Origin of the sequence: Flavobacterium labens, assembly GCF_048286755.1 — a bacterium.
Classification (GTDB): domain Bacteria; phylum Bacteroidota; class Bacteroidia; order Flavobacteriales; family Flavobacteriaceae; genus Flavobacterium.
Genome location: NZ_JBLVPL010000001.1, coordinates 809,483 through 835,249 on the forward strand (window position 1 = coordinate 809,483; position 25,767 = coordinate 835,249).

The window sequence follows — 25,767 nt, forward strand, 5'->3', positions numbered from 1 at the left end:
AGCCTTTCATCCAATCCCGAGCTTCGGAATGGTGAAAGGCTTTTTAAATTATAATAAATCTGATTTATACCACTCCTTGAGCTAGCATAGCATCAGCTACTTTTACAAATCCGGCAATGTTTGCACCTTTTACATAGTTTACATAGCCTTCTTCATCAGTACCGTATCTTTTACATTGATTGTGTATGCCAACCATAATTTCTTTTAATCTAGAATCCACTTCTTCACTGGTCCAGTTTAAACGAATAGAGTTTTGAGTCATTTCTAATCCTGAAGCTGCTACTCCTCCGGCATTTGCTGCTTTACCAGGAGCAAAAAGTACTTTCGCTTTCAAGAATTGTTTGATTGCCTCTAATGTACATGGCATATTTGCTGCTTCTGTTACACAGATAACACCATTTGCAATTAACTTTTTAGCATCTTCCTCGTTCAACTCATTTTGAGTAGCACAAGGTATTGCAACATCAACTTTTACTTCCCATACGCTTTTCCCTTTGTGGAAAACTGCATTTGGATATTTTTCTAAATAAGCTTCGGCTCTATTATCTCCTCTTGCTCTCATTTCAAGCATAAAGTCAATTTTTTCACCAGAAATACCTTCTTCATCGTAAATATATCCATCAGGACCAGAAATAGTAACTACTTTTCCTCCAAGATCATTTACTTTCAAGGCTACACCCCAAGCAACGTTTCCAAATCCAGAAATAGATACTCTTTTTCCTTTGATGTTTTGACCAATAGTATTCAGCATTTGTTCTGCAAAATAAACTACTCCGTAACCTGTTGCTTCCGGTCTGATTAAAGAACCTCCATAAGCCAATCCTTTTCCGGTTAAAACTCCGGTAAATTCATTTCTTATTCTCTTGTATTGACCAAATAAATATCCAATTTCTCTGGCTCCAACTCCGATATCCCCAGCAGGAACGTCTAGTTGTGGTCCAATGTGTCTGCACAATTCAGTCATGAATGACTGGCAAAAACGCATTACTTCTCCATCAGATTTTCCTTGTGGATCAAAATCAGATCCTCCTTTTCCTCCACCCATTGGCAAAGTAGTCAAACTGTTTTTGAATACTTGCTCAAAAGCCAAAAATTTAAGAACAGATAAATTTACAGTATGGTGAAAACGTATTCCACCTTTGTAAGGTCCAATTGCTGAATTCATTTGAATTCTAAAACCTCTATTTACCTGAATTTCTCCTTTATCATCTACCCAAGGAACACGAAATATAATAGAACGCTCCGGCTCCGCTATTCTGAGAAGCAAATTTTTTCCGTCGTATTTTTTTTGCTCTGCAATAAATGGAATTACAGTCTCTGCAAATTCCCTAACAGCTTGAATAAATTCAGGTTCATTTGGATTCTTGGCCTCTACTTGAGCCATAAAATCATTTATTTTTAGTAACATAGATTATAAATAATTAATTAAGAAAACGATTTCGTTGTAATTTACAAAGATACATTTTATAAAAATATTCGGACTCTATTTTTTTTAATTTCTAAATAGAATTATCTTTTTATTAAGCATTTTTAAACAATTGTGTTTATGATATCCTCATTTAAACCAAATGGCTACCACTTTCGTAAGTAAATAAGAATTTGTCTGCTTATTTTTAATTTCCATTTTATTTTTATATGTGTATGATGTTTTTATATATTTGTCAAGATTAGAAAAACAACCCTAATGATTAAACAAGTAATCCTCTTTCTATTAATCTGTTTTGGATTTTCTCCTGATGTAAACGCACAGTTTGGTGGATTTTCACATGAAATAGGGGTAATAGCTGGACCGGTTGCTTTTCAATCTGATTATGGAGAACGTTATGATTTATCGACAAACGCCGGAAATACTGGATTAGGTATCGGAATTATCCATTATTTAAACTTTTCGTATAAAGCCGAATGTAATTGTTACACTCCTGAAACGTATTTCAACGACCACTTTAAACTTAGATCTGAAATATCCTATAATAAAACCGAATTAGAGCATTTTGGAGAATATATTGAAGGAAAACCTTCCAAAGGAAAAGAGCAATTAAAAGCTATGACGGGAAGTACCGCCGTAACTAATATTGGGATGCAACTTGAATTTTTCCCATGGAGCATTCGTGATTTCACAGCAAGAACAGGTAGTTTGGGTCCATTTATCAGTCTTGGTGGACAATTCAGTTATTACAATGCAGAAGCCTCCTCCACTCTTGGTCCATTAGGAACTCCTTTGACCACATTTCCTAAATATTTAACTCCTACAGACGGTCGACCTTATGGATTTTCTAATGAAGGAGGAACAGTTTGGTCCGTTGTTTCCAGTGTAGGAACCCGTTATAAATTAGCGCCTTTGTCGGATTTAATGGTCGACTTACGGTTTCAATATTTTTTCTCTAACTGGGTAGATGGTTTAAATCCTAATCCGGAACTTTACAAAGAAAATAAAGCAAATGACTGGTTAGTTTGGTTCAATGTGGGTTACATTTATTACTTACAATAGCCATTTAAACAACCGTATATAAAAAACAAAACCCCCAATTCTAATCCCGACACTTCGGGGATAGAATTGGGGGTTTGTTTTTGTCAATTTATACTAATGCTTGTTTCAAATCTTCGATTAAATCATCAGCATCTTCAATACCTACGCTTAATCGAACCAAATCATCAGTAATTCCAACTTCCTTACGTTTGTCTTCCGGAATGGAAGCATGCGTCATCAAAGCAGGATGATTTGCTAATGACTCCACTCCGCCTAAAGATTCAGCCAGTGTGAAAACTTTTAGTTTTTCCAGAAAATCAATTGCGTCCTCTTTTTTACCGGAAACAAAAGTAAAGGAAACCATTCCTCCAAAACCGCTCATTTGTTTTTTTGCAATTTCATGATACGGATGGCTTGGTAATCCTGGGTAATAAACTGTTTTCACTTTTGGGTGATTGTTTAAAAACTCCACCACTTTTCCTCCATTTTCACAATGTCTTTCCACGCGCAAATGCAAGGTTTTAATTCCTCTAAGAACTAAGAAACTATCCATTGGTCCTAATGTTGCTCCTGTCGCAAATTGTTGAAAATGCAATTGTTCTCCTAACGCTTCATCTTTTACAATCAAAGCCCCTGCAATAACATCGGAATGACCTCCCAAATATTTAGTCGCCGAATGCATTACAATATCAGCTCCTAAATCCAATGGTTTTTGCAAATAAGGCGTTGCAAAAGTATTATCAACTGCAAAAAGGATTTTATTTTCCTTAGTGATTTTTGCGATTTCTTGAATGTCAGCAAGTTTCATCAAAGGGTTTGTTGGTGTTTCTACCCAAACCAGTTTTGTATTCTCGTTGATTAATGACTTGAATTTCTCGATGTCATTCATATCCACAAAATGGAATTTTATACCTGAATTTTTATAAATACGCGTAAACATTCTGTAGGTTCCGCCATATAAATCGTCCATCGCAATGATTTCGTCCCCGGATTTGAAAGAACGCAAAACACAATCCGTTGCAGCTAATCCTGATGAAAAAGCCAATCCTCGAGTTCCGTTTTCGATACTTGCCAAAGCGTTTTCAAGCGCGCTTCGAGTAGGATTTGCAGCCCTGCTGTACTCATAATCAGGATTTATAGGTTGTCCCGGACTAGTTTGTACAAAAGTTGATGTTTGATATACCGGAGGCATAACCGCTCCTGTGCTTGGGTCGTGGTGTTGTCCACCGTGAATGACTTTAGTATTGAATTTCATAAGTTTAATTTTTAATGCAAAATTGTTTCACAAATTTACCCTTTAATTTATTTTAACCAAGCTACAAGTAGGTACCTTTGTATTTAATTAACAATTTTGAGATGAAACACTTTATTATTTACACTTTACTGCTTTTTTCAGCTGCACAATGTTCAAACGAATTGGTTTTTGAAGAGGAATCTTTTCAGAAAAAAACCACGATGCCTTGCAAAGAAAACTGTCCGTCGATTAGTGTAAAAATACCGGTTGCAATTGCCGTCCCGGTTGTTGCGGACAGCATTAATAAAAAAGTGTTTTCGGTAATGAAAGAGATTATTTATTTTGGCGAAAAGCCCTACACAGCAACCGATTATAATGGTTTATTAGCCTCCTTTATTGATTCCTACGACAAACTTCAGAAAGAATTTCCCAATGATAAATTTGGCTGGGAAGCTGACATTGAAGGAAATGTAAAATACCAATCAGATGCTGTATTGAATATTGAAATCAAACATTACACCTATACTGGTGGCGCTCACGGATACCAAGGATTGCGTTCGCTGCTTTTTGATCCAAATACTGGAAAATCAATCTCGAATGAGGAATTATTTAATGATAAAACAGCTTTCAAGGCTTTCGCCGAAAAAAAATTCAGGGCAAAATATAAAATTCCTGCAAACAAATCCATCAATGCAACCGGATTGATGTTTGAGAAAGAAAAATTCCAGTTGCCCCAAAATATTTTTTATACCGATAAAGGATTGCTGCTTTATTACAATTCCTACGAAGCCGCATCGTATGCTGACGGACCAAAAGAATTATTATTGCCATACACTGAAGTGAATGATTATTTGGCGGTTAAATAGAAAATGGTCTTTAAAAAACATTTCATTTTTAAAGACCAAATAGTGTTTTTTTTCACGATTCCCTAGCCCCGATAGCAGCGTATATCCTTTTACTTTTTTCTTTAAAAAGGAAAAGATATAAGCGAATAACGGGATTAAGCTCCCAATATTCATAGGTGTTAATTCTAAATGAATTTTCGGAGACTTATCATATTTCCAATGTGAAGCCCTTCATGAAAATTACTGAATGCCATGGCGTCTTCGGCATTTCTTAAAACGTGATCGCCTGTTGATGTGGTATATTCCATGTAGTTTTTGAAAATTTGATTGTCATAATCCACTTTAGTTTGCTGGATTGTTTCAAACAATAACGATTTGATTTCGTCCACTTCGGCTTGTTTAGCGATATGTTCCGGCTTGGTTCCTTTTTTGTATTTCTCGACTAAATCATCAGAAACCATCATCGGCAAACCAGAAAGTTTGTAAACTAATAGTTGTTGTGAGACGATAATATGACCGATGTTCCAAATCAAATTATTGCTGAATCCTTCCGGAATCGTGTTGAGTTGGTCAAGATTGTATCCCGATAGAAATTTTGAAACCATATTTCTGCTTGTAGTGCTAACGTCGAATAATTGATTCATTTTTTATTTTTTTGATAAAAATAATCATTTTTTGACTTATACAAACTTTCTAATACTCATAATTACGCCCATATGTAGTGCCTCATGATAGTTATTAAAAGATAAAGCACCTTCAATGTTTTTAATAGTTACACCTATTGAAGCTGAATATTCTTGATAGGTTTTAAAAAGTTTATTATTAAAATCAGCTTCGGTTTGAGTGATAGTTTCGAAAAGCAATGACCGAATTTCATCAACCTCAGCTTGTGTAACATCATGGCTTGGCTTGGTCCCGCCTTTGTATTTTTCGAATAATTCATCCGATACAATCATAGGCACTCCCGAAAATTTATAGACTAATCGTTGCTGCGTAACCACAATGTGAGCGATATTCCAAATCAGATTATTATTAAATCCCGGAGCCATTTTATTTAGTTGTTCCAACGTATAATTTTCCAGAAATTGTGACAACACTTTTCTACTTGCTTTGGCAATATTAAATGTTTGATGCATTTTTTTATTTTTTTGATAAAAATAATCATTTTCCGTGTCAAATGAATTTTCTTTGCACAAAGAAATCGCTATTTACATGGACATAATATACTATCTCGCTTCTTGCGATACCTGCAGAAAAATTATAAAATCATTACCGAAAGAACATGATTTTAAATTTCACGACATCAAACAAGATCCAATTACTGTTGCCGAATTAGAAAAAATGCGTGAGCTTTCAGGAAGTTACGAAGCGCTTTTTAGCAAAAAAGCACAGTTGTACAAATCGATGGATTTGAAGAACAAATCGTTAACGGAAGACGATTACAAAAAATACATTTTGGAACATTACACGTTTTTGAGTCGTCCCGTTTTTATCATCAAAGACAAAATTTACATTGGCAATACCCAACAAAATATGTTGCAGGTAATGAAAGCGCTGGTATAATGTCCAAAAGAAATCTTGCACTAATTGGCGCCACAATTGTCTCTATAATTTACGGCGTCACGTTTACCATTGCCAAAGATGTCATGCCGTTGTATATTGACGCCTATGGTTTCATCTTGTTGCGCGTAGGCGGTTCGGTGCTATTGTTTTGGCTGGTTTGGCTTTTTATGCCAAAGGAGAAAATTGCACTCAGTGATTTTCCTAGAATTATTGCCGCAGCTTTCTTTGGCGTGGCGTTTAATATGCTTACATTTTTCAAAGGACTAAGCCTTACTTCTCCTATTAGCGCGGCAGTGATTATGGTTTCAACACCTATGATTGTGTTGACACTTTCGGCATTGATTATGAAAGAGCGTATGCAAAAACGAATGGTTTTTGGGATTATCCTTGGTTTAATAGGAACTGCTTTTCTAATTCTGTACGGGAAATCCATTGGCAGCGCCACAAACGCCGGATTGGGAAATTTTCTGGTTTTAGTCAACGCTATTTCCTATGGATTTTACCTGATTATCGTCAAGAAATTGATGGACAAATACAATGCCTTTACGTTTGTAAAATGGATTTATTTATTTGGTTTTATTATGGTTTTGCCTTTTGGCTGGAGCCAATTTCAAACTGTGAACTGGGCTTTAGTCCCAATGGATATTTGCTGGAAAATAGGATTTGTTGTGGTTTTTTCGACTTTCCTGACGTATTTGTTGAATTTGCTTTCGATGAAAGAATTAAAACCAACCACAGTTGCCGTTTTTATTTATTTACAACCTTTATTCGCCACTATTTTTGCGATAAGCTTGGGCAAAGACGAATTGAGTTTGGTGAAAATTGGTTCGGCAGTTTTGATATTTGTGGGTGTTTATTTGGTTACACAGAAAAAGAGTGTTCAGTAATCAGTGTTCAGTCGTTGATTTAGAATCTTCTAATTTCAATCTTTTTACAAGTCCAAACCTATTTATAAAAAAGCACTGAATACTAAAAACGGACCACTGAGTACTTTTTTATTATCTTTGACCTCTTTTAGAAAATTATATGATACAATCAATGACGGGTTTTGGTAAAGCGACTTTGCAATTACCAACCAAAAAAATCACGGTAGAAGTAAAATCTTTAAACAGTAAAGGTTTGGATTTAAATGTGAGAATGCCTTCGCTGTACCGCGAAATGGAATTGGGTTTACGCAACCAAATTGCACTAAAACTGGAAAGAGGAAAAGTAGATTTTTCTATTTTTATCGAAAATACCGCGGAACAAACTTCTACGAAAGTGAATGTGCCGATTGTAAAAGCATATATCAATCAGTTAAGAGAAGTTTATGCTGATGCTGATGAAACCGAACTAATGAAAATGGCAGTTCGCATGCCGGACACCATGAAAATAGAACGCGATGAAATCGATGAAAACGACTGGGTACAAATCCAAACCGTTATCGAAGAAGCGTTGCAAAACATCTTGAACTTTAGAAGAGATGAAGGAATGTCTCTTGAAAAAGAATTTCAATTGCGAATTGGTAATATTCGTCAATACATGACCGAAGCTTTAGCACTTGATCCAGAACGCGTTCAGGCTATAAAAGACCGTTTACAAACTGCAATCTCAGAATTGAAAGTGAATGTAGATGAAAATCGTTTTGAGCAGGAATTGATTTATTATTTAGAGAAATTAGACATCACCGAAGAAAAAGTCCGTTTAACGAATCACCTGGATTATTTCCTGGAAACCATCAACGGAACCGAAGCTAACGGTAGAAAATTAGGTTTCATCACCCAAGAAATGGGACGTGAAATCAATACGATGGGCTCTAAATCCAATCACGCACAAATGCAAAAATTAGTCGTTCAGATGAAAGACGAATTGGAAAAAATCAAGGAACAAGTATTAAACGTATTGTAATTATTAACCTGCAAACTTATATAATTTTGCAGGTTAATTAATTTTATAACATACCTACAAGGTTTTAGAAACCTTGCAGGAAAAGATAAACAGATACTGAAATAAATTCAGCATAAAATGAGCACAGGAGGAAAATTAATTGTTTTTTCGGCGCCTTCAGGGTCAGGGAAAACTACTATCGTTAGACATTTATTAAGCAAAGAAGATTTGAATCTTGAATTTTCTATTTCGGCAGCTTCCCGCGCACCACGAGGCGAAGAAGTAAGTGGAAAAGACTATTATTTCATGTCTACCGAAGAATTTAAAAAACACATCAAAAACGAAGATTTCTTAGAATGGGAAGAGGTCTATCGCGATAATTTCTACGGAACCCTAAAAAGTGAAGTGGAACGCATTTGGGCCAAAGGAAAGAATGTGATTTTTGATATTGATGTATCTGGCGGATTGCGTATCAAACATAAATTCCCAGAAGAAACTTTAGCTGTTTTCGTGAAACCTCCAAGCGTGGATGAACTAAAAAGACGATTAAAGGAACGCTCTACTGAAAGTGATGACAAAATCAACATGCGTATCGCTAAAGCCTCTGTAGAACTGGCAACAGCACCACAATTTGATGTGATTATAAAAAACTACGATTTGCCTATAGCTCTTGAAGAAGCATATCAATTGGTGAAGAATTTTGTTAAGGATTAAAAGATTGAAAAATTAAAGAATTGAAAAATTCAAAGTTATTTCTAATCTTTAAATCATTTAATTTTTAAATCTTTAAATTAATGAAAGTAGGACTTTATTTCGGAACGTTTAATCCCATTCATGTTGGGCATCTCATTATCGCCAATCACATGGCAGAGCATTCTGATTTAGACCAAATCTGGATGGTCGTTACCCCACATAATCCTTTAAAGAAAAAAAGCACTTTGCTCGATGATTACCACCGGTTGCAAATGGTGCATCTTGCCACTGAGGATTTTCCAAAAATTAAGCCTTCGGATATTGAGTTCAAATTGTCCCAGCCTAATTACACGGTAAATACTTTGGTTCATTTAGAAGAAAAATTTCCAAAATACGAGTTCTCCTTAATCATGGGCGAAGACAATTTAAAATCTTTGCACAAATGGAAAAACTACGAAGTGATTCTCGAAAACCATGATATTTATGTTTATCCTAGACTAGAGGCCAAAGTTTCTGTTGAAGAAGCAATTTCTAGCGACGCGGACAATTTGGATTTAAAAATTTTACAAAAATTCGGAACAAAAATCCACATGATTGATGCTCCGGTTGTCGAGATATCTGCCACATTTATTCGGGACAATATTAAAAAAGGAAAAAATGTTCAGCCTTTATTGCCTGCAAAAGTTTGGGACTATATTGATCATAATAATTTTTATAAGAAGTAATTATCCCAAAACCCTTTTCAATTCCTGTTGAATATTTTCGAAAATCGTACTCAAATTATCGTTTTTACCGGATAATACAAACACTTCGGTACTTGGCATTTGCTTGCTGTTCCACAACAATTGGATTTTATTTTCTTCGATTAAATTTTTTGCATTTATATCCCAAACTACTCCTATTCCTGTATTTATCGAAATGATTTCGAGCATTTCATATTCTGACGGAATAATATAATTGGGAACCATCGACGGTCTTTTTTTATTAAAAACATGCAACCAAAACAACTTTATGTGCGGAATCTGCGCGTTGTGGCTGAACCATTTTTGGTCGTTTAACCAATTTTCGATAGCAGAGAAATCCTTTATTTTAATAGCAGACTTCAACTCGGAAGCATCGATAGTATTGGAACCGACAATGACTTGTTTGATTTCGCCAACCTTTTTCTGAATAGTGTCAAACGTATCATATTGTTTGGTGACAACCGCAAAATCAAGTTTTTTAGAATCTACCAATTCAAAAAGCGTATCGTTTTCATGGAAGCTAAAATCAATAAAATCAAATTTGGAAACCAAAGCGTTTCCCAAACTTCGCATCAAATGCTTTGAGATTCCAATTGAAATTAATCGATTGGCATTAAAGGCTTTGGCACGAAAACCATTCTCCACATTTTCCAATCGGTCCAATGCTTCAATGATTAAATTATTGAGTAACTTAGCGTATTCCGTTGGTTCGACACCTTTAGACTTTCGATTGAAAAGTTTATATCCTACATGCGCTTCCAACATTGATATTTGCTGACTAACAGCAGGTTGACTGATAAATAATTCTTTAGCAGCCATAGAAAAATTACCGTTTTTATAAACGGATTTAAACGTTCGATACCATTCGAGATTAACCATGATATAAATATATTTATCACAAACATAATTTAAATTATTTTTACTAATAGCATATTCGCCGTAAATTTGTAGAAACAAAATTAAAAATGAAGAAAATCGCATTATTTGCCATTATAGCATTAACCGCAAGTTGTATCACAGCAACTGCACAAAATAAAAAAGGTATGAAAAAAGTATTATTTGTTCTAACTAGTCATAGTGAATTAGGGAACACAGGAGAAAAAACAGGATTTTGGATTGAAGAATTTGCTGCTCCTTATTATGAGTTAGCTGATAAAGGAGTGATCATTGATATTGCATCGCCACTAGGAGGACAGCCACCAATTGACCCAAAAAGTTCAGATCCATCCTCGGCTACTGAAGACACCAAAAGATTTGACAAAGATACTGAGCTACAAGCAAAACTAAGTAAAACACACAAACTAGCTGATGTTAAACAAGCTGATTATGATGCTGTTTTTTATCCTGGAGGTCATGGTCCATTATGGGATTTAGCTACTGATACATCTTCAAGTGCTTTAATTGTAGATTTTTACACGAATAACAAACCTGTTGCTTTTGTATGTCATTCACCAGCAGTATTGAAAAACGTAAAAGTAAATGGGGAATTTTTAGTTAAAGGTAAAAAAGTAACTGGATTTTCTAATACCGAAGAAGAAGCGGTTGGATTAACCAATGTTGTTCCATTTTTATTAGAAGATGCGTTGCAGGCTAATGGTGCAACTTATTCAAAAATAGGAGATTGGCAGCCATATGCAGTAGAAGATGGTTTATTGATTACAGGTCAAAATCCAGCTTCGTCTAAACTGGTTGCGGAAAAATTATTAAACCAATTGAATTCAAAAAAATAAGAAGATGTTAAATTTCGAATTATACAATCCTACCAATTTAGTTTTTGGAAAAGGGCAAATAGAAAAATTATCCACGCTAGTGCCTCAAGGAGCAAAAATACTTTTGGCGTATGGCGGTGGAAGTATTTTCAAAAATGGAATTCATGAGCAGGTTATCAACAATCTAAAAGGTTTTGAAATCGTAGAATTTGCAGGAATTGAACCAAATCCGCATTTTGAAACATTGATGAAAGCAGTTGCGATTATCAAGGAACAAAATATTGATTTTATCCTTGCCGTTGGTGGAGGTTCTGTAATCGATGGAGTAAAATTCATTTCTGCAGCTGTAAACTTTGACGGAAACCCTATTGATATTCTTCAAAAACGAGTATTAACTAAAGATGTATCTAAAATTATTCCTTTTGGAACTATATTGACATTACCGGCAACAGGAAGTGAAATGAATTCTGGCGGAGTTGTCACTATTCAATCTACGCAAGAAAAATTATCCTTTGGTGGTAGCGCCTTGTTTCCAAAGTTTTCTATCTGTGATCCAACGGTAATTGAGTCTTTGCCAAAAAGACAATTACAAAACGGAATTGTGGATGCCTACACCCATGTTTTAGAACAATATTTAACGTATCCGCACGAAGGATACCTTCAAGATAGGATTGCCGAAAGTATTTTACAAACCTTGATTCAAGTTGGCCCTGATGTTGTTGAAAAGCCTACTGATTATGCTTTGGCTTCTAACTTTATGTGGAGTTGTACGATGGCGCTGAATGGCTTAATCCAGAAAGGAGTTCCTTCTGATTGGGCAACGCACATGATTGGACATGAATTAACGGCTTTATACGGAATCGATCATGCAAGAACATTGGCAGTTGTGGGTCCAAATTTATACCGAGTGATGTTTGAAACCAAAAAAGGAAAATTGGCACAATACGGAAAACGTATTTTTAATTTAACTGGAACTGATGATGAAATCGCAAATGAAGCCATCAACAAAACAGTTGAATTTTTCCATACGATGGGAATGGACACTAAATTATCTGATTATACCAAAGATTTTGATAAAACGGCAGATTTTATAGTGGATCGTTTTAAAGAAAGAGGTTGGTTAGGTTTAGGAGAAAAACAAAATATTACTTTAGAAAAAGTAAAATCTATTGTTGAAATGAGTTATTAATTCAAATAACTAGATTACCGATTGAAGCATTTTAAATAAAAAGGCGTTCTCATTTTATATGGGAACGCCTTTTAAAATTCTAAACAATAACTAACTAACTCAATCCGCATTATTTTGTTAAATATTTAAACAATAAACAACAATAACGAAATAGGAATATTTATATTGTGTTAAAAAACAAAAAAAATTAAAATTTTTTTTTGTCGGACACAATTGCAGTATTTCCAAAACGTTTAAAAATCAACGTTCTTGTTCTAATTTTATTTGTATAATCAGTGCTTTTTTAAGTACTTTTGATTAAATTCAATAAAAAATGGCTGAAAATATAAAATTCGCAGTAATAGGTGGTGGAAGTTGGGCGACAGCGATAGCAAAAATGTTATGCGTAAATCTTACCGAAATTTCATGGTACATGCGTAATGAAGCTGCTATAGAACACCTTAAAGCATACAAACACAATCCAAACTACTTGAGTTCAGTAGAATTCGACATCAATAAACTGAAACTGACTAGTGATATCAATGAAGCTGTTGCGTATGCAGATTACATCATTTTTGCTATTCCATCTGCTTTTTTAGATGGTGAATTAGAAAAATTAACAGTTTCATTAAAAGATAAAATCATTTTTTCAGCAATTAAAGGAATTGTACCAGAAACAAGCTTAATTGTGGGCGAACATTTCCATGTAAAATATGACATTCCTTATTATAATATAGGTGTAATTACCGGTCCTTGCCATGCTGAAGAAGTTGCAATGGAACGCCTTTCTTACCTTACTATTGCATGCGGAGATCCTGACAAAGCTAAAACCGTAGCTAAAAATTTATCTGGAAATTATATCAAAACTAAAATTACAGACGACATTATAGGAACAGAATACGCAGCGATGCTAAAGAACATTTATGCAATTGCAGCGGGAATGGCTCATGGTCTGGGTTATGGCGATAATTTCCAGTCCGTATTGATGAGTAATGGGATTCGTGAGATGAAAAAATTCATCAAAAAAGTCCACAAAATGAAACGTAACATCAATGATTCTGCCTACTTAGGCGATTTATTGGTTACCGGTTATTCTATATTCTCCAGAAATAGAATGTTTGGGAATATGATTGGCAAAGGCTACACCGTAAAATCAGCAATGATGGAAATGAGTATGGTTGCCGAAGGATATTATGCCGCAAAAAGCGCTTACAAACTTAATCAGGCGTATGGTGCCAAAACACCAATTATAGATGCTGTTTACAGTATTTTATACGAAGGACAAGAAGCCAAAGCCGTGTTTAAAAAATTGACCGATAAACTGGATTAATTTAACTACCAGATTTAATAATCAAAACACAATCACTTCATGAGCGAAAGATGGAAATACCAGATTAAAACTGGCGGAATTTGGGGTGTATTTATGACGGTTTTCAATGTGTTATTTGACATAAAAGAAATCCCTTTTTCAGAACAGGTTGCTACCCCCAATTTTTATATTCGCGCAGCTGCTTATATCATTGTAGGCATATTTGTTTTAGGTTATTTTACCTGGAAATCAAAAGTTAAACAACAAAGCCGCTAAATCATTTTTATGAGTAAAAGATGGAAATATCAACTCAAATACGGATTAATTTGGGGACTACTAGTTTTTTTTATAACTGCTGCTTTTGATTTATACAGTATGACTTTTCAAGAGGTGTATTTATCTGAAAAAAACACAATCCGTACCGCATTATTCGTTCTGGCCGGAATATTTGTGGTAAGTTATTTTAGTTGGAAGAAGAAAATAAAAAGTGAAACTAATATGGACTTATCTCACGATAACGCCGTCAACAAATAAAATAGGCACTTCTTCAACGAAATCCTCATGGATGGAATGTGCTTTGAAAATGAACTTTTTATCGTATAATTTGTCTCCAATAAAGAAAGTTAGCATGAACTCATTGTTGAGTGCCAAAACACTTTTTTCAATCATTTCAATTTTCACTACTGAAACCGCTGGTACTTCGACAAAAGCGTGACGCAAAAGTGATGTTTTCTTCATTTCGCCATCAATAGTTCCAAAAGCTTTGGAAACTACCATAACACTTTCGATTAAGTAATCGCTATCATTTACTAAATAAGCATACCACACTTTTTCCATGAAATCGTCACTCCATTCTTGAACTACAGCAAGAAATACGTTTTCTACTTCGGGGATGATGATGTCAGCTTTCATTTATTTGATTGTTGATTGATGATTAACGATTTTTGATTGTAGATTTAAACTTCTAAAATCAAAAATCGCTGATCAAAAATTTTAATTTTTATATACTTGATTTAAATTGCTCTAGGAAACGAACGTCATTTTCGTAGAACATACGGATATCGCCGATTTGATATAACAACATGGCGATTCTTTCGATTCCCATACCAAATGCAAAACCGTTGTATTCATCAGGGTTGATGCCACAGTTTTTCAAAACATTAGGATCTACCATTCCGCAACCCATGATTTCTAACCAACCGGTTCCTTTGGTGATTCTATAATCGGTTTCTGTTTTAAGGCCCCAATAAATATCAACCTCAGCACTAGGCTCAGTAAACGGGAAATAGGATGGACGTAAACGGATTTTTGATTTTCCGAACATCTCTTTGGTGAAATATAAAAGCGTTTGTTTTAAGTCGGCAAAAGAAACGTCTTTGTCAATATATAATCCTTCCACTTGGTGAAAAATACAGTGCGAACGGGACGAAACTGCCTCATTACGAAAAACTCTTCCGGGAGAAATAGTTCGAATTGGCGGTTTATTATTTTCCATGTAACGCACCTGAACGGATGATGTATGCGTACGCAACAAAATATCAGGATTTGTTTGAATGAAAAACGTGTCTTGCATGTCACGCGCCGGATGGTATTCCGGTAAGTTTAATGCTGTGAAATTATGCCAGTCATCTTCGATTTCCGGACCTTCAGAAACGTTGAAACCAATGTTTGAAAAGATATCAATAATTTGGTTTTTCACCAATGAAATAGGGTGACGAGAACCAATAGTTATAGGTTCAGCCGAACGCGTCAAATCACCATAAAAACCTTTGATTTCTTCTTTACTTTCTAAAGCTTCCTGTATGGTTTTTACTTTGTCTTCGGCAGAAGTTTTAAGCAAATTGATTACCTGTCCGAATTCCTTTTTTTGGTCATTAGGAACGTTTTTAAATTCAGCAAAAAGGTCTTTTAAAAGCCCTTTGCTTCCCAGAAATTTAATTCGGAATGTTTCTAATTCTGCTGCGTTTTGCGTTGAGAAAGCTTGTGCTTCGCCAATATATTCTTTTATCTTATCTATCATTTTCATCCAATAATTGAGAGTGCAAATTTAGGAAATTTGTTCCAAGTATACTCTTTAAAGTTTAAAGTTTCCATTCTAAATTGTTAGATTACTTTTCACCGCTGTTCTGCTTCTATAATAAGCCCTAAAAGTTCATTTAAGCTAGGTGTTTTTTACTGAACACTACTCTATCAGTTCTCTTTCCAGAAAATAATTTACAATAGCTTCTTTCATTAAAACCGACTGTTCTCCAGCTTTAAGCGGTGGTAATTCCTCTTTTACTTTGTAATGTGGCCAGCCTTCTTCATCAAAAAACTCAAATTCATAGAAACCATACGGCTCTAACAACCTGCAAATCGCGATGTGCATCAGGTTTAATTTTTCGTCTTTTTTGTATTCACTATGCACTTTCCCAAGCTCTTGTACGCCAATTAGATAAATAATAGCGTCGAGATCTAAATCCTCACCTTGAGAAAATTGATTGGAAAGTATATTTACAAGCTGTTCCCAGCGTTCTTTAAGTTGTGTGTCTCTTGACATATCTTTAATTATGAATTATAAATTATGAGTTATGAATCCATAATCTATAAAATTATTTTGGGCAAAGATAAGAACTTGAAAATTGGCAATGGTAAAGAACAATTCTTTTATATTTGCACTTTTATTTTTCTTAATTAAGTGTCATGGGATTTTTGGATATTATTTTGGGTGTATTACTCGCTTTTGCTTTGTATAAAGGCGTTAGAAATGGTCTTTTTGTAGAATTAGCTTCTTTGGTTTCGCTATTGGCAGGAATTTATTTTGCCATAAAATTTTCGTCATTTATCAAAGAAATATTAGCTGGATTTGTCAAATGGAATCCCAATACAATTCAAGTAGTTGCCTTTGTATTGACATTTATCCTTGTCGTAATTGGAATATCACTTTTGGGGAAATTCCTCACCGGAATAGCTGATTTTGCCTTTTTAGGATGGTTGAATAAGATTGGTGGTGGCTTCTTTCGGGTGCTAAAAACAATTTTGATAATAGGAATTGTTTTCAAAGTTTTCGAAAAAATAAACTATCACAATTTTTTAGCCAAAAAAGAAACCTTAGACAAGTCCATTTTTTATAATCCAATCCAAAAAACAGCAGGATTCATGTATCCTTCGATAGAAAATTGGTATGATAATTTGAAGAAAAAGTAATCAGTGGTCAGATTAAAAGCTATTATTTCACTTCCTTGATCGCGCTGCTTTCAATCCAGCCTTCAGTTCCATCTGTTAATTGCACTTTTTTCCATTTTCCAATGATTTCCTCCACATACACTTTTGTTCCTTCGTGTAGCATAAATATTGGCTGACCGCCATTTCTGGGTTCGCTTTTTACATTGGCCATTTCCGCAAAAACAATCGCTGGTTTTTCAGTATCAAAATGACTTTTTTCAAAAATCGTAGACGAAACACTGATTAGAATTAGAAAAAAAAGGACAAACATTCCAAAAAAGAAAATTCTTTTTGATAGTGTAATTTGGGAAAAATAATACCCTACAAAAAACAACAGGAACGCCATTGCCAGTCCAATAGAAATCCACGCCCACGTATTGTAATGATAGATTCCCGTAAAATCCCGAATCAGCTTTGCAAAACCTACTTTTGGGATTACTTTAATTTCATCGATAGTCCGTTTTTGAGCAAATTTCAAGTTGTTAATGGCATCGATATTATTTGGATTTAAAACCAATGCTTTTTCATAATTATAAATAGAAGGCGCTACTTTGTTCAACTTATAATAGGCATTTCCTAAATTATAATACAATTCAGAAGAGTGTTTGCTATCTGTCAAAACACTTTCATAAGCCTCAACCGCTTCATTATATTTCCCTTTTTGATAATACTCATTTCCTTTTTCAAAGCCGATTTGGGCAAAGAAAACTTGGGTTGAAAGTAATAATATGTATAGAATGTTTTTCATAAAAATTTAAACACAAAGGTAACAAGGAAGCCGCAAAGGACACTATTTAAAGTGCTCCATTTATAACTCTTCTTACACCTTCTTTTAGTAATTTTACATTAAAATTAATTAGTAATCCTAATCTGCAATCCGACAATCTCAAATACGTAAGTAATTGAGCCAAATGAACATCTGTCATAGCTTCAACAGATTTTACCTCAACAATAAATTTATCCTCAATAATCATATCAATTCTGTACCCCACATCCAGTTTTACTTCTTCATAAATCAAAGGAAGCGCTTTCTGCTTTTCTACTTTTAAATTACTTTTTTTAAGTTCATAAAACAAGCACTCTTCATAAGCACTTTCCAATAGTCCGGGACCTAAAACTTTATGTACTTTCAAAGCACTTTCAAATACAATTTTTGATATTTCGCTTTCAGTCATTTGTTTAAAAAAACTAGTGTACTCTGTGCCTTCTTTGTGCACTTTGTGGTTAAGCAAATTATTAAGCAATCTGTTTTTCTAAATCTGAAATAATCACTACCGCTTTATCAAAATCCTTTTGTATAGTAACACTTGATGATGGTGCATATCGCGCGATTTCACAGTTTTCCGTAAGTGCAATAAAATCATTCACCGCTTCAGGATTCGCATTTCTTGACAACAACAATTCTTGAATATTATCCTTACTCATTTCTGAAGTTTCAATATGCAACTTGGCTTTCAAGAAATTATGCATTGCTTTCTCGAGCGCAATATAAAACAGTTCTTTGTTGTTGATTTGCTTCTTGGCTTCTGATAAATATTTCTTCGCCAATCTATTATTCATTCGAATTCTGTTTCCGGTAATATCACCATCAATAGCTTCTTTTTTCTTTTTGAATAATACGATTAAAGGCAGCATTAAAAATGGGAAAAAGAATAATCCATAAAACAAATTAGACCCAAAGAAGTCTTTCTTATTCATCGTCAAAAGATTACTTTTTAACTTTATGAATTTGAACTGCTCTACTTTGTCTATTTTATTCTTGTTTGCACCAGAAGCAACGGTCGCATCAGTAGGCGAAGGACCATCGAGAACATTAATCATTATCTCTGGAGAACTTAGCGTTTTATACGTTCCTGAACCCAAATCAAAATACGTGAATTTTAATGGTTTTATAGGGTAATTCCCTTTATACTGCGGAACAATGGTATAACTATCTGAGATTTTTCCAGCCATTCCTGAAAGCGGCGTGTTGACCTGTTCATTATGAACTGCATCATACATTTCCAGGGCATTTGGCGCTACCGGTTTTGGTAAACTGAATAATTTCAGATTCCCTTTTCCGGTTACACTAACTACTAAGTCCAGACTTTCTCCGTTTTTTAAATCGGTTTTCGTTGGTGTTACTTTGAAATCAAAATTTCCAACTGCGCCTGAAAAGTCGTCTGGTTTTCCTGCTTCGGGAAGTGGCTTAACATTTATAGTTTTCGCTCCTGCAGAAACTCTCTTCCTGCCTTCGGTGACAACCATTCGACCAAACATATCTCTACGATTCGACGGCAATTGAACATCAATATCTAATGACAACGGTTCAATAACCAGCTTTCCTGATTTTTGAGGATACAAAACTATTTTTTTAAGTACAATAAAACGGTATTTCTCCCCTTTAAACATACCTTCTTCAGCAACAAACTGTTTTATATCAATATTTTGACTCCAGAAATCATTGTATTTTGGCTTACTAACTTCGTTAGAATTTGTGACTCCAATATTATAACTGAAATACATTTTATAAACTACCGTAATGGGTTCGTTTACATATGGATTTGTTTTAGAAATATCAGCAACAAGATAAATATTATCATCTGCCGAAACACTGGTATCATTTGGATCTCTAGGCTGTTCCGTTGCAGCGGTAACATTTATTTTTAAAGGTGATGTTTTATAAATTTGCCCGTTGTATTCGATTGCGGCTTGCTTGATAACCAATGTCCCTTTTTGATTTGGCAAAAGAAAATAAGAATATATTTTCTCAAAAGAACTTCTTCCGTTTACCCAAGACTGACTTACTTGCTGACTTGGACCGGCAATAATTCTAAATCCTTCAAAAGAGGGTGGCACAAAATTATCCCCATCTACATTCATCATAAAATCGATACGAAGTCTCTCGTTTATACCCAGCGTTGCTTTACTTACCCTAGCCTCAAATTGCACTTGAGCGCTAAGTAAATTGCACACCATTAAAACTATTACTGCTATAAATCTTTTCATTTTCAAATTATCTAATTGAACTACCAATCTTTCTCCGTCTTAACTGGTTTTCCTTGTACTTTTTTGGCGTTTACTTTATCCTGCACTTTCTTTTCTTCTTTATTCACTGCATTCAAAAGATTCTCTAAACGTTCTTTAGAAATTCCTCCTGGAGCTGGTTTTGGCTCTCCATTTTCATTAGGTTTAGGGTCTTTATTTTGTTTGTCTTTATCTCCCTTATCGTCTTTCTTATCTTTATCCTTATTGTCTTTTTTATCTTTTTCTCCGTCTTTCTTATCGTCCTTCTTGTCTTTATCGCTCTTTTTATCGTCTTTTTTATTATCGTCCTTTGGAGGATTTTCTTTTAGCATTTTTTTTGCCAAAGCATAATTATAACGTGTTTCTTCATCTGTCGGATCGTTTCTTAATGCATTTTTGTAAGCTTCAACCGCTTGCGTATAATCCTTTTCATTCATGAAAACATTTCCTAAATTATGAAAAGCGCGATGTTTCTGCGGTCTTGTTTTTGAATTTTTCAAAGCTTTAGCATACGCAAACTTGGCTTCCGAAGATTGTTTTTGCTTGTAAATACTATTTCCTAAATTGAAAGGCGCGGTTGCTTTATTTGGAAATTTTGAATCCGAAATCCTATAATTAGCTTCGGCATCTACAAATTTATTTTCAGCATATTCCTCGTTCGCTTTAGGCAATATTCTATCTTTCTGTTGTGCATTTGCAACAAAAGAAAAAAGCAATAACAGGTATAAAATTATGTTTTTCATTGTATTTTAAATGTAAGTGTCAAAGTATACTAGTATTTTTATTCCAATAATGGAGCGCAACTTTATACTTTAACCTTTTTTATTCTCGTTAAATAAATTCAATTTGTTTACCCAACTTGTTTTTCTTTCCAAAAGAAAAATATCCAGAAATAAGAAAACAAAAGCAAAACCTAAAAACCATTGAAATTGCGATTGAAAATCAGCCATTTCTGTTGCTTCAAATTCTGTTTTTTGAATATTATTCAATGCATTCTTAATATATTCGAGCACTTCTTTAGTGTTGTTTCCGTTTACATAACCGCCTTTAGTCGCTTTAGCAATCGCCGTTAAACTTTCTGGAACCAGTTTCGTTATAACTACTTCATTATTGCCATCTCTTTTGAAACCTTCGACAATTCCATTTCTTTTCAATGGAATTGTACCTCCTTTTTCAGTTCCAACACCAATTGTAATGATTTTAATCCCAAGCTTATTGGCTTCTTCCGCCGCTTCTTCTGCACCTTCATTGTGGTCTTCACCATCAGAAATCATAATCAACAGCTTACTCGTTTTTTTATCATCAAAATAAGTTGATGATAATTTGATTGCCTCGTTGAATGACGTTCCTACCGAGGAAACCATATCTGTATCCATGCTTTGCAAAAACATTTTTGCAACGCTATAATCCGTAGTAATAGGCAATACTGGGAACGCGCTTCCTGCATACGCCACAATTCCTATTCTATCACTTCCCAATTGATTGATAATTTGCGAAACAATTTGCTTGCTTTTGTCCAGACGATTTGGCGCTACATCTTCAGAAAGCATACTTTTGGATACATCCACTGCAAAAACAATGTCGATTCCTTCTCTCTTTACGGTTTCCATTTTAGTACCAATTTTTGGATTTACTAATCCAAGAATTAATCCGGTCAATGCCAAAAGCAATACTCCTAATTTCAAAACCGGTTTAAAAAAGGAACTCTCCGGGCTCAGCCTTTTTACCATTTCTAAATCGCCAAACTCGCGTTGTTTTTTTCTTTTCCAATATAAATTGAACAGAAAAACCAACACCACCAAAGGCAGTATAAAGAGAAGATATAAATATTTTTTTTCGTCTAATTCCATTTTTTTACTTTTAGTCGCAGTTTTCAGTTACAGTTTTCAGTTTGCGACTGTCATTATATAAAGCTTTTAAAAACTGTATTTCGTAATCCTAATTCCAGCAACAATAAAAAACCGGCAAACCATACAAAAGACCTAAATTTCTCATCATAATCATAAAATTTTAATTCTTCAATTTCGGTAGTTTCTAATTTATTGATTGAGGCGTAAATCTCCGCTAGTTTGCTGTTACTCGTTGCTCTAAAATATTTACCATCTGTCTTTTTAGCAATGCTCTTCATCAATTGCTCATCAATTTCCACTTTCATCATTTGGAATAAAAACTGCCCATTTGGCGCTACCGCATAAGGAAACATAGCCATTCCATTTGTACCAATTCCTACTGTGTACACTTTAATTCCGTATTGTTTGGCAATATCGGATGCAGTTTCCGGCTCGATAAATCCGGCATTATTCACACCGTCGGTCAAAAGAATAATCACCTTGCTCTTAGCCTGACTGTCTTTCAATCTATTCACAGCAGTCGCTAATCCCATTCCTATACCAGTTCCGTCTTGTAAAACATTATCATATTTAATGCTGTTGATAGCATTAAGAATAACGGCTTTATCACTAGTTACCGGTGTTTTTGTGTATGCTTCAGAGGCATATACCACAAGTCCAATCCTGTCATTTGGTCTTTCATCAACAAAATCAGCGGCCACTCGTTTCAGGGCTTCCATTCTATTTGGTTTCAAATCTTTGGCTAGCATACTTCCTGAAACGTCAATTGCCATAACAATATCAATTCCTTTAGTAGTTTTTGTTTTATTACTTACATCGACTGTTCTTGGTCTTGCCATAGCTACAATCAAAGAGCATAAAGCCAAAATTCTAAATACATTCAACATCGGCTTTAGCTTTGTCAAATACGAGTTAGAACCTTTAAATCCTTGTAACGAACTTATTTTTAACGTGGCTGATTGATGGTTCTTTTTTCGCATGAACCAGACAATTACAACTGGAATCAGCAGAAGCAACCAAAAAAATTCTGGGTTTAAAAATGTTATTTTCTCCATTATTTACTTGCTTGTTTTAATTCGACAGCATTCAAAACGCGTTCTGATATTTCGTTGCCATACTTATCTCCTTCTTCATGAAAAATTAAAATCTGTTGCAATCCGCCTTCTTGACTGAACAATATTGCCTCATAATACATTTTTGCAGTAGTCTTATTGTCACTATCAATTTGGGAGAACGTTCCATAGGCTTTCAATCCTTTGACTCCTTCATTGGTTTCAAAATCTTCTTGTTTTACAATCATGTTTTGAGCTCCTTGCGCTTCAAGTGATTGCAAAGCACCATCCATAGATTTTGCCAAATCAATTTGCGTTTCTGCTTTGAATTTTAGTGTAGAAACCATCACATAAAAACGGTCCAAAACACTTCCATAAGCAAAAGACTGCATTTCTTTGATTAAAGCCATTCCGTTTTTAGGGAGTGTTTTTGTCAAATCTACTCTCTTAAGCACTTTTGGTGTTTCTATGATAATTCCAGGATTTCCGTACTCACTTTTTACCCATTCACCTTCCAATAATTCTTTTGTAGGATGACCAATAATATTGTCTTTTACATAATCAAACCCTTTGGTAACAATGAAAAAAGTAGTGGTCGCTGCCAATAAAAAAACAACCGAAGCTACCGCGGTTACGATGCGTTTGTTCCTTTGTTTGCGCAACTGAATTTGTATCTGTTTTTGTCTTTGCGCTTCATTTAACAACATATCTTCCTCTACCGGAATTTCCACAGGAATTGAATTGTCTAATGTCAGTATTGCTTTTTGAATCTTATTTCGGTCTTCTGTGATTTCAAAATCCAGTGGTTTTGACTTGGCAAATTTCACTAAATCGGCTTGTTTCAAAACACGCTCTAGATTCTCGATAATTTCCTGCGAAAGCTTCATTTTCTTTTTTACAGAAGCTGCTCTAAGACCCTGAATCAATTCTGAAGTCGTACTTTCCATAGCCGGAATTTCAATTGCTTCTTCGATATAGTTTCTAGCAATATCCGTCAATTCACTATAATATGCTTTTACTTCTCCTTTTTGCCAAAGTTCTTTTTTCTCTAAAGTATCCAGCAAACTAGTCGCTTTCTCGATTGGCGTTTTATAAATTTCTTCCTGTAGTTTCTTTTCTTGGCGTTTTTTAATAAACCAATAAATAAATGCTCCAATTCCAATAATCATAGCGACTATCAATAGGTATTTCCACCAGTCACCAATTGAGTTATCAGCTGGAGCAATGTCCTTGATGTCGAACATTTTTTGTTTCAAAGTATCCACCTGAACATTTGCCACTTCAACCAAAAGCGAATCCGTCATAAACGGTTTGCTGTCGATAAAAATCTTGATACTTGGAACAACATATCTACCGGAATCAAATTGGGTTAAACCGTATTTTTTAATTAATTCATAACGTCCGTCCATTTTGACAGTATCAATAGGATAAGACTGAATAACCTCTAAAGCTCCAAAGTTTTTCAATTTCGGGAAAATCACTTTAGACGAAGTATCAACAGTAGTTTTTATGGACAGTTTAAATTCCGCACCAATTTTATTTTTAGTCGTGTCAATACTTGTGACTACTTGCTTTTGTTGTGCAAAAACAGCCGTAGAAAGCAGCAATAGTAGTAGGTATAATTGTTTTTTCATCTTTTATTATTGAACCTCTTTCGATTTTTGATTGAAGATTAACGATTTTTGATTTCAGATTTGACCAAGAAACTTCGATTCGTTTTTAATCAAAAATCTAAATTTATTTCAGATTTGTTTTAGCTGTTTTAATACTTGATACGAAAATAGAAATTAGCTCATTAGCCTCAGTTTTTGCAATAGTTAGATTTGTTAAATCGGACGTTAAATTTGATTTTTCAATAATTTTTAAACAAACAAAGCTTTCTCTTAATTCTTTTAAACAAATGCCCATTTTATGAATAAAATCTTTACTACTTTCTGCACTTTGTGCCTCTCCATAATTTAAAGCAGGAGAAGTTCCAGATCTAATTATTTGCCCTGCAAGATGATTTCCAGCATAGTTTTTTTCAAATTTGCTTGCAACGATTATTATTGTGGCTGCAAAATCTATCAATCTATTTTCTAATTCTTGCTTATTCACTTATTAAGTTTATATTTTTATTTTGCCCGTTTAAAATCTATTTTCTTTTTCTACAAAATCTGAAATCAAAAATCGTTAATCAAAAATCTGAAATCATCATCTCGATTTGAAATAACTTAATAATTTAGTCACATAACTTTCATCAACTCTAGTGTTTACAACACCGGAACCTGATTTACTGAATGTTTCTTTAAAATAATTGACTTTGTCGCGGTACTGTTTTTCATAATTCATTCGCACTGCTTTCGAACCGGTATTTATCAATTCGACTGCTCCGGTTTCGGCATCAAGCATAGAAACCATCCCTAAATCGGGCATTTTTTCTTCTCGAATGTCGTACACGCGAATCCCAGTTATGTCGTGTTTTTTTGCAGCAATTTTTAAAGTTTGCTCATAATCTTCCGACATGAAATCAGAAATCACAAACACAATCGCTTTCTTTTTTTGGGTTCCCGATAAAAATTTTAAGGCTTGAGCAATATCTGTTTTACGACTTTTAGGCTGAAACTCTATCAATTCCCGAATGATTCGAAGTACGTGTGATCTTCCTTTTTTTGGCGGAATGTACAATTCGATTTCATCCGAAAACAAAATCAAACCTATTTTATCATTGTTTTGAGTGGCTGAAAAAGCCATCGTTGCAGCAATTTCTGTAACAATATCTTTCTTGAATTGATTTTTTGAACCAAAACTTTCTGAACCTGAAATATCGACCATTAACATCATGGTCAATTCACGTTCTTCTTCAAAAACCTTTACGTGCGCTTCGTTGTAACGTGCGGTTACATTCCAATCAATCGCACGAATATCATCTCCGTATTGGTATTGACGCACTTCACTGAACGTCATTCCACGTCCTTTGAAAGACGTATGATACTCTCCCGAAAAGATGTGATCGCTCAATCTTCGGGTTTTAATTTCTATTTTTCGGACTTTTTTTAAGAGGTCTTTTGTATCCATT

30 protein-coding genes are annotated in these 25,767 nt (G+C 34.5%); 13 read left to right on the forward strand and 17 right to left on the reverse strand.

The window, feature by feature from the left end; all coding sequences use genetic code 11:
- Window positions 1–64 precede the first annotated feature (64 nt).
- On the reverse strand, window positions 65–1,408 hold the full coding sequence (gene gdhA, locus ACNQF8_RS03460) for an NADP-specific glutamate dehydrogenase (RefSeq protein ID WP_417950812.1): 1,344 nt from the start codon (window positions 1,406–1,408) through the stop codon (window positions 65–67).
- 276 nt (window positions 1,409–1,684) lie between these two features.
- Between gdhA and ACNQF8_RS03465 the strand changes: the two genes are divergently transcribed.
- Window positions 1,685–2,488, forward strand: coding sequence for a THC0290_0291 family protein (locus ACNQF8_RS03465; RefSeq protein WP_417950813.1), 804 nt, complete (start codon window positions 1,685–1,687; stop codon window positions 2,486–2,488).
- Between the two features lie 88 nt (window positions 2,489–2,576).
- On the opposite strand, the gene ACNQF8_RS03470 is transcribed toward ACNQF8_RS03465, so the two are convergent.
- Window positions 2,577–3,722, reverse strand: a complete 1,146-nt coding sequence (locus tag ACNQF8_RS03470) for a cystathionine gamma-synthase (protein WP_315206112.1) — start codon at window positions 3,720–3,722, stop codon at window positions 2,577–2,579.
- A 101-nt stretch (window positions 3,723–3,823) separates the two neighbouring features.
- Here ACNQF8_RS03470 and ACNQF8_RS03475 point away from each other — a divergent pair, with 101 nt between their 5' ends.
- Window positions 3,824–4,567, forward strand: a complete 744-nt coding sequence (locus tag ACNQF8_RS03475; protein WP_417950814.1) for a DUF3298 and DUF4163 domain-containing protein — start codon at window positions 3,824–3,826, stop codon at window positions 4,565–4,567.
- A 164-nt stretch (window positions 4,568–4,731) separates the two neighbouring features.
- Here the strand turns inward: ACNQF8_RS03475 and ACNQF8_RS03480 are convergent, their stop codons facing one another.
- The gene (locus tag ACNQF8_RS03480) at window positions 4,732–5,190 is read right to left on the reverse strand and encodes a DinB family protein (protein WP_417952906.1); all 459 of its coding nucleotides are present in this window, start codon (window positions 5,188–5,190) and stop codon (window positions 4,732–4,734) included.
- 36 nt (window positions 5,191–5,226) lie between these two features.
- On the reverse strand, window positions 5,227–5,682 hold the full coding sequence (locus ACNQF8_RS03485; RefSeq protein ID WP_417950816.1) for a DinB family protein: 456 nt from the start codon (window positions 5,680–5,682) through the stop codon (window positions 5,227–5,229).
- Window positions 5,683–5,758: 76 nt separating this feature from the next.
- Between ACNQF8_RS03485 and ACNQF8_RS03490 the strand changes: the two genes are divergently transcribed.
- The 5 genes from ACNQF8_RS03490 (at window position 5,759) to nadD (ending at window position 9,393) form a co-directional block, all read left to right on the forward strand.
- A complete protein-coding gene (locus tag ACNQF8_RS03490) occupies window positions 5,759–6,109 on the forward strand; it encodes an arsenate reductase family protein (RefSeq protein WP_091166548.1) in 351 nt (116 codons plus the stop codon).
- Window positions 6,109–6,996 carry a DMT family transporter gene (locus ACNQF8_RS03495; protein ID WP_417950817.1) on the forward strand — a complete coding sequence of 296 codons (888 nt, stop codon included), beginning with the start codon at window positions 6,109–6,111 and terminating at the stop codon, window positions 6,994–6,996. The genes ACNQF8_RS03490 and ACNQF8_RS03495 overlap by 1 nt, the downstream gene beginning before the upstream one ends.
- Before the next feature lie 139 nt (window positions 6,997–7,135).
- The gene (locus ACNQF8_RS03500) at window positions 7,136–7,996 is read left to right on the forward strand and encodes a YicC/YloC family endoribonuclease (RefSeq protein WP_417950818.1); all 861 of its coding nucleotides are present in this window, start codon (window positions 7,136–7,138) and stop codon (window positions 7,994–7,996) included.
- A 117-nt stretch (window positions 7,997–8,113) separates the two neighbouring features.
- Window positions 8,114–8,689 carry a guanylate kinase gene (gmk, locus tag ACNQF8_RS03505; RefSeq protein ID WP_165152160.1) on the forward strand — a complete coding sequence of 192 codons (576 nt, stop codon included), beginning with the start codon at window positions 8,114–8,116 and terminating at the stop codon, window positions 8,687–8,689.
- 80 nt (window positions 8,690–8,769) lie between these two features.
- The gene (gene nadD / locus ACNQF8_RS03510) at window positions 8,770–9,393 is read left to right on the forward strand and encodes a nicotinate (nicotinamide) nucleotide adenylyltransferase (protein WP_417950819.1); all 624 of its coding nucleotides are present in this window, start codon (window positions 8,770–8,772) and stop codon (window positions 9,391–9,393) included.
- Here the strand turns inward: nadD and ACNQF8_RS03515 are convergent, their stop codons facing one another.
- Complete coding sequence (locus ACNQF8_RS03515; protein ID WP_417950820.1) at window positions 9,394–10,290, reverse strand: LysR family transcriptional regulator; 897 nt, start codon at window positions 10,288–10,290, stop codon at window positions 9,394–9,396. It lies immediately after the preceding gene.
- Between the two features lie 86 nt (window positions 10,291–10,376).
- Here ACNQF8_RS03515 and ACNQF8_RS03520 point away from each other — a divergent pair, with 86 nt between their 5' ends.
- The 5 genes from ACNQF8_RS03520 to ACNQF8_RS03540 all read left to right on the forward strand — a co-directional run bounded on the left by ACNQF8_RS03520 (window position 10,377) and on the right by ACNQF8_RS03540 (window position 14,131).
- Entirely contained in the window at window positions 10,377–11,141 is a 765-nt protein-coding gene (locus tag ACNQF8_RS03520; RefSeq protein ID WP_417950821.1) for a type 1 glutamine amidotransferase domain-containing protein, read from the forward strand.
- 4 nt (window positions 11,142–11,145) lie between these two features.
- Complete coding sequence (locus tag ACNQF8_RS03525) at window positions 11,146–12,309, forward strand: iron-containing alcohol dehydrogenase (protein WP_417950822.1); 1,164 nt, start codon at window positions 11,146–11,148, stop codon at window positions 12,307–12,309.
- A 313-nt stretch (window positions 12,310–12,622) separates the two neighbouring features.
- Entirely contained in the window at window positions 12,623–13,618 is a 996-nt protein-coding gene (locus ACNQF8_RS03530; RefSeq protein ID WP_315206076.1) for an NAD(P)H-dependent glycerol-3-phosphate dehydrogenase, read from the forward strand.
- 39 nt (window positions 13,619–13,657) lie between these two features.
- Complete coding sequence (locus ACNQF8_RS03535; protein ID WP_315206073.1) at window positions 13,658–13,873, forward strand: hypothetical protein; 216 nt, start codon at window positions 13,658–13,660, stop codon at window positions 13,871–13,873.
- A gap of 9 nt (window positions 13,874–13,882) precedes the next feature.
- On the forward strand, window positions 13,883–14,131 hold the full coding sequence (locus ACNQF8_RS03540) for a hypothetical protein (protein WP_417950823.1): 249 nt from the start codon (window positions 13,883–13,885) through the stop codon (window positions 14,129–14,131).
- On the opposite strand, the gene ACNQF8_RS03545 is transcribed toward ACNQF8_RS03540, so the two are convergent.
- The 3 genes from ACNQF8_RS03545 to ACNQF8_RS03555 form a co-directional block, all read right to left on the reverse strand.
- Window positions 14,102–14,509: a hypothetical protein gene (locus tag ACNQF8_RS03545; protein WP_099714088.1), complete on the reverse strand. Its 408-nt coding sequence runs from the start codon at window positions 14,507–14,509 to the stop codon at window positions 14,102–14,104. The genes ACNQF8_RS03540 and ACNQF8_RS03545 overlap by 30 nt on opposite strands.
- An 88-nt stretch (window positions 14,510–14,597) precedes the next feature.
- A complete protein-coding gene (gene pheS / locus ACNQF8_RS03550; RefSeq protein ID WP_099716240.1) occupies window positions 14,598–15,617 on the reverse strand; it encodes a phenylalanine--tRNA ligase subunit alpha in 1,020 nt (339 codons plus the stop codon).
- 162 nt (window positions 15,618–15,779) lie between these two features.
- Complete coding sequence (locus ACNQF8_RS03555) at window positions 15,780–16,136, reverse strand: hypothetical protein (RefSeq protein ID WP_099714087.1); 357 nt, start codon at window positions 16,134–16,136, stop codon at window positions 15,780–15,782.
- A gap of 143 nt (window positions 16,137–16,279) precedes the next feature.
- Between ACNQF8_RS03555 and ACNQF8_RS03560 the strand changes: the two genes are divergently transcribed.
- Entirely contained in the window at window positions 16,280–16,783 is a 504-nt protein-coding gene (locus ACNQF8_RS03560; protein WP_417950825.1) for a CvpA family protein, read from the forward strand.
- A gap of 22 nt (window positions 16,784–16,805) precedes the next feature.
- Here the strand turns inward: ACNQF8_RS03560 and ACNQF8_RS03565 are convergent, their stop codons facing one another.
- The 9 genes from ACNQF8_RS03565 to ACNQF8_RS03605 form a co-directional block, all read right to left on the reverse strand.
- A complete protein-coding gene (locus tag ACNQF8_RS03565) occupies window positions 16,806–17,549 on the reverse strand; it encodes a tetratricopeptide repeat protein (protein ID WP_417952907.1) in 744 nt (247 codons plus the stop codon).
- A 46-nt stretch (window positions 17,550–17,595) separates the two neighbouring features.
- Complete coding sequence (locus ACNQF8_RS03570) at window positions 17,596–17,976, reverse strand: GxxExxY protein (protein ID WP_417950827.1); 381 nt, start codon at window positions 17,974–17,976, stop codon at window positions 17,596–17,598.
- 61 nt (window positions 17,977–18,037) lie between these two features.
- Window positions 18,038–19,789, reverse strand: a complete 1,752-nt coding sequence (locus ACNQF8_RS03575; protein WP_417952908.1) for a BatD family protein — start codon at window positions 19,787–19,789, stop codon at window positions 18,038–18,040.
- 20 nt (window positions 19,790–19,809) lie between these two features.
- Window positions 19,810–20,550, reverse strand: a complete 741-nt coding sequence (locus ACNQF8_RS03580) for a tetratricopeptide repeat protein (RefSeq protein WP_417952909.1) — start codon at window positions 20,548–20,550, stop codon at window positions 19,810–19,812.
- Between the two features lie 69 nt (window positions 20,551–20,619).
- Window positions 20,620–21,657 (reverse strand): VWA domain-containing protein, encoded by a 1,038-nt coding sequence (locus ACNQF8_RS03585; protein WP_417952910.1) that lies wholly within the window; start codon window positions 21,655–21,657, stop codon window positions 20,620–20,622.
- Between the two features lie 53 nt (window positions 21,658–21,710).
- Window positions 21,711–22,712, reverse strand: coding sequence for a vWA domain-containing protein (locus ACNQF8_RS03590; RefSeq protein ID WP_417950831.1), 1,002 nt, complete (start codon window positions 22,710–22,712; stop codon window positions 21,711–21,713).
- Complete coding sequence (locus tag ACNQF8_RS03595) at window positions 22,712–24,343, reverse strand: hypothetical protein (protein WP_417952911.1); 1,632 nt, start codon at window positions 24,341–24,343, stop codon at window positions 22,712–22,714. The genes ACNQF8_RS03590 and ACNQF8_RS03595 overlap by 1 nt, the downstream gene beginning before the upstream one ends.
- Before the next feature lie 103 nt (window positions 24,344–24,446).
- On the reverse strand, window positions 24,447–24,806 hold the full coding sequence (locus tag ACNQF8_RS03600) for a four helix bundle protein (RefSeq protein WP_282742023.1): 360 nt from the start codon (window positions 24,804–24,806) through the stop codon (window positions 24,447–24,449).
- 96 nt (window positions 24,807–24,902) lie between these two features.
- The gene (locus tag ACNQF8_RS03605) at window positions 24,903–25,766 is read right to left on the reverse strand and encodes a DUF58 domain-containing protein (RefSeq protein WP_131908067.1); all 864 of its coding nucleotides are present in this window, start codon (window positions 25,764–25,766) and stop codon (window positions 24,903–24,905) included.
- Between the last annotated feature and the right edge of the window lies 1 nt (window position 25,767).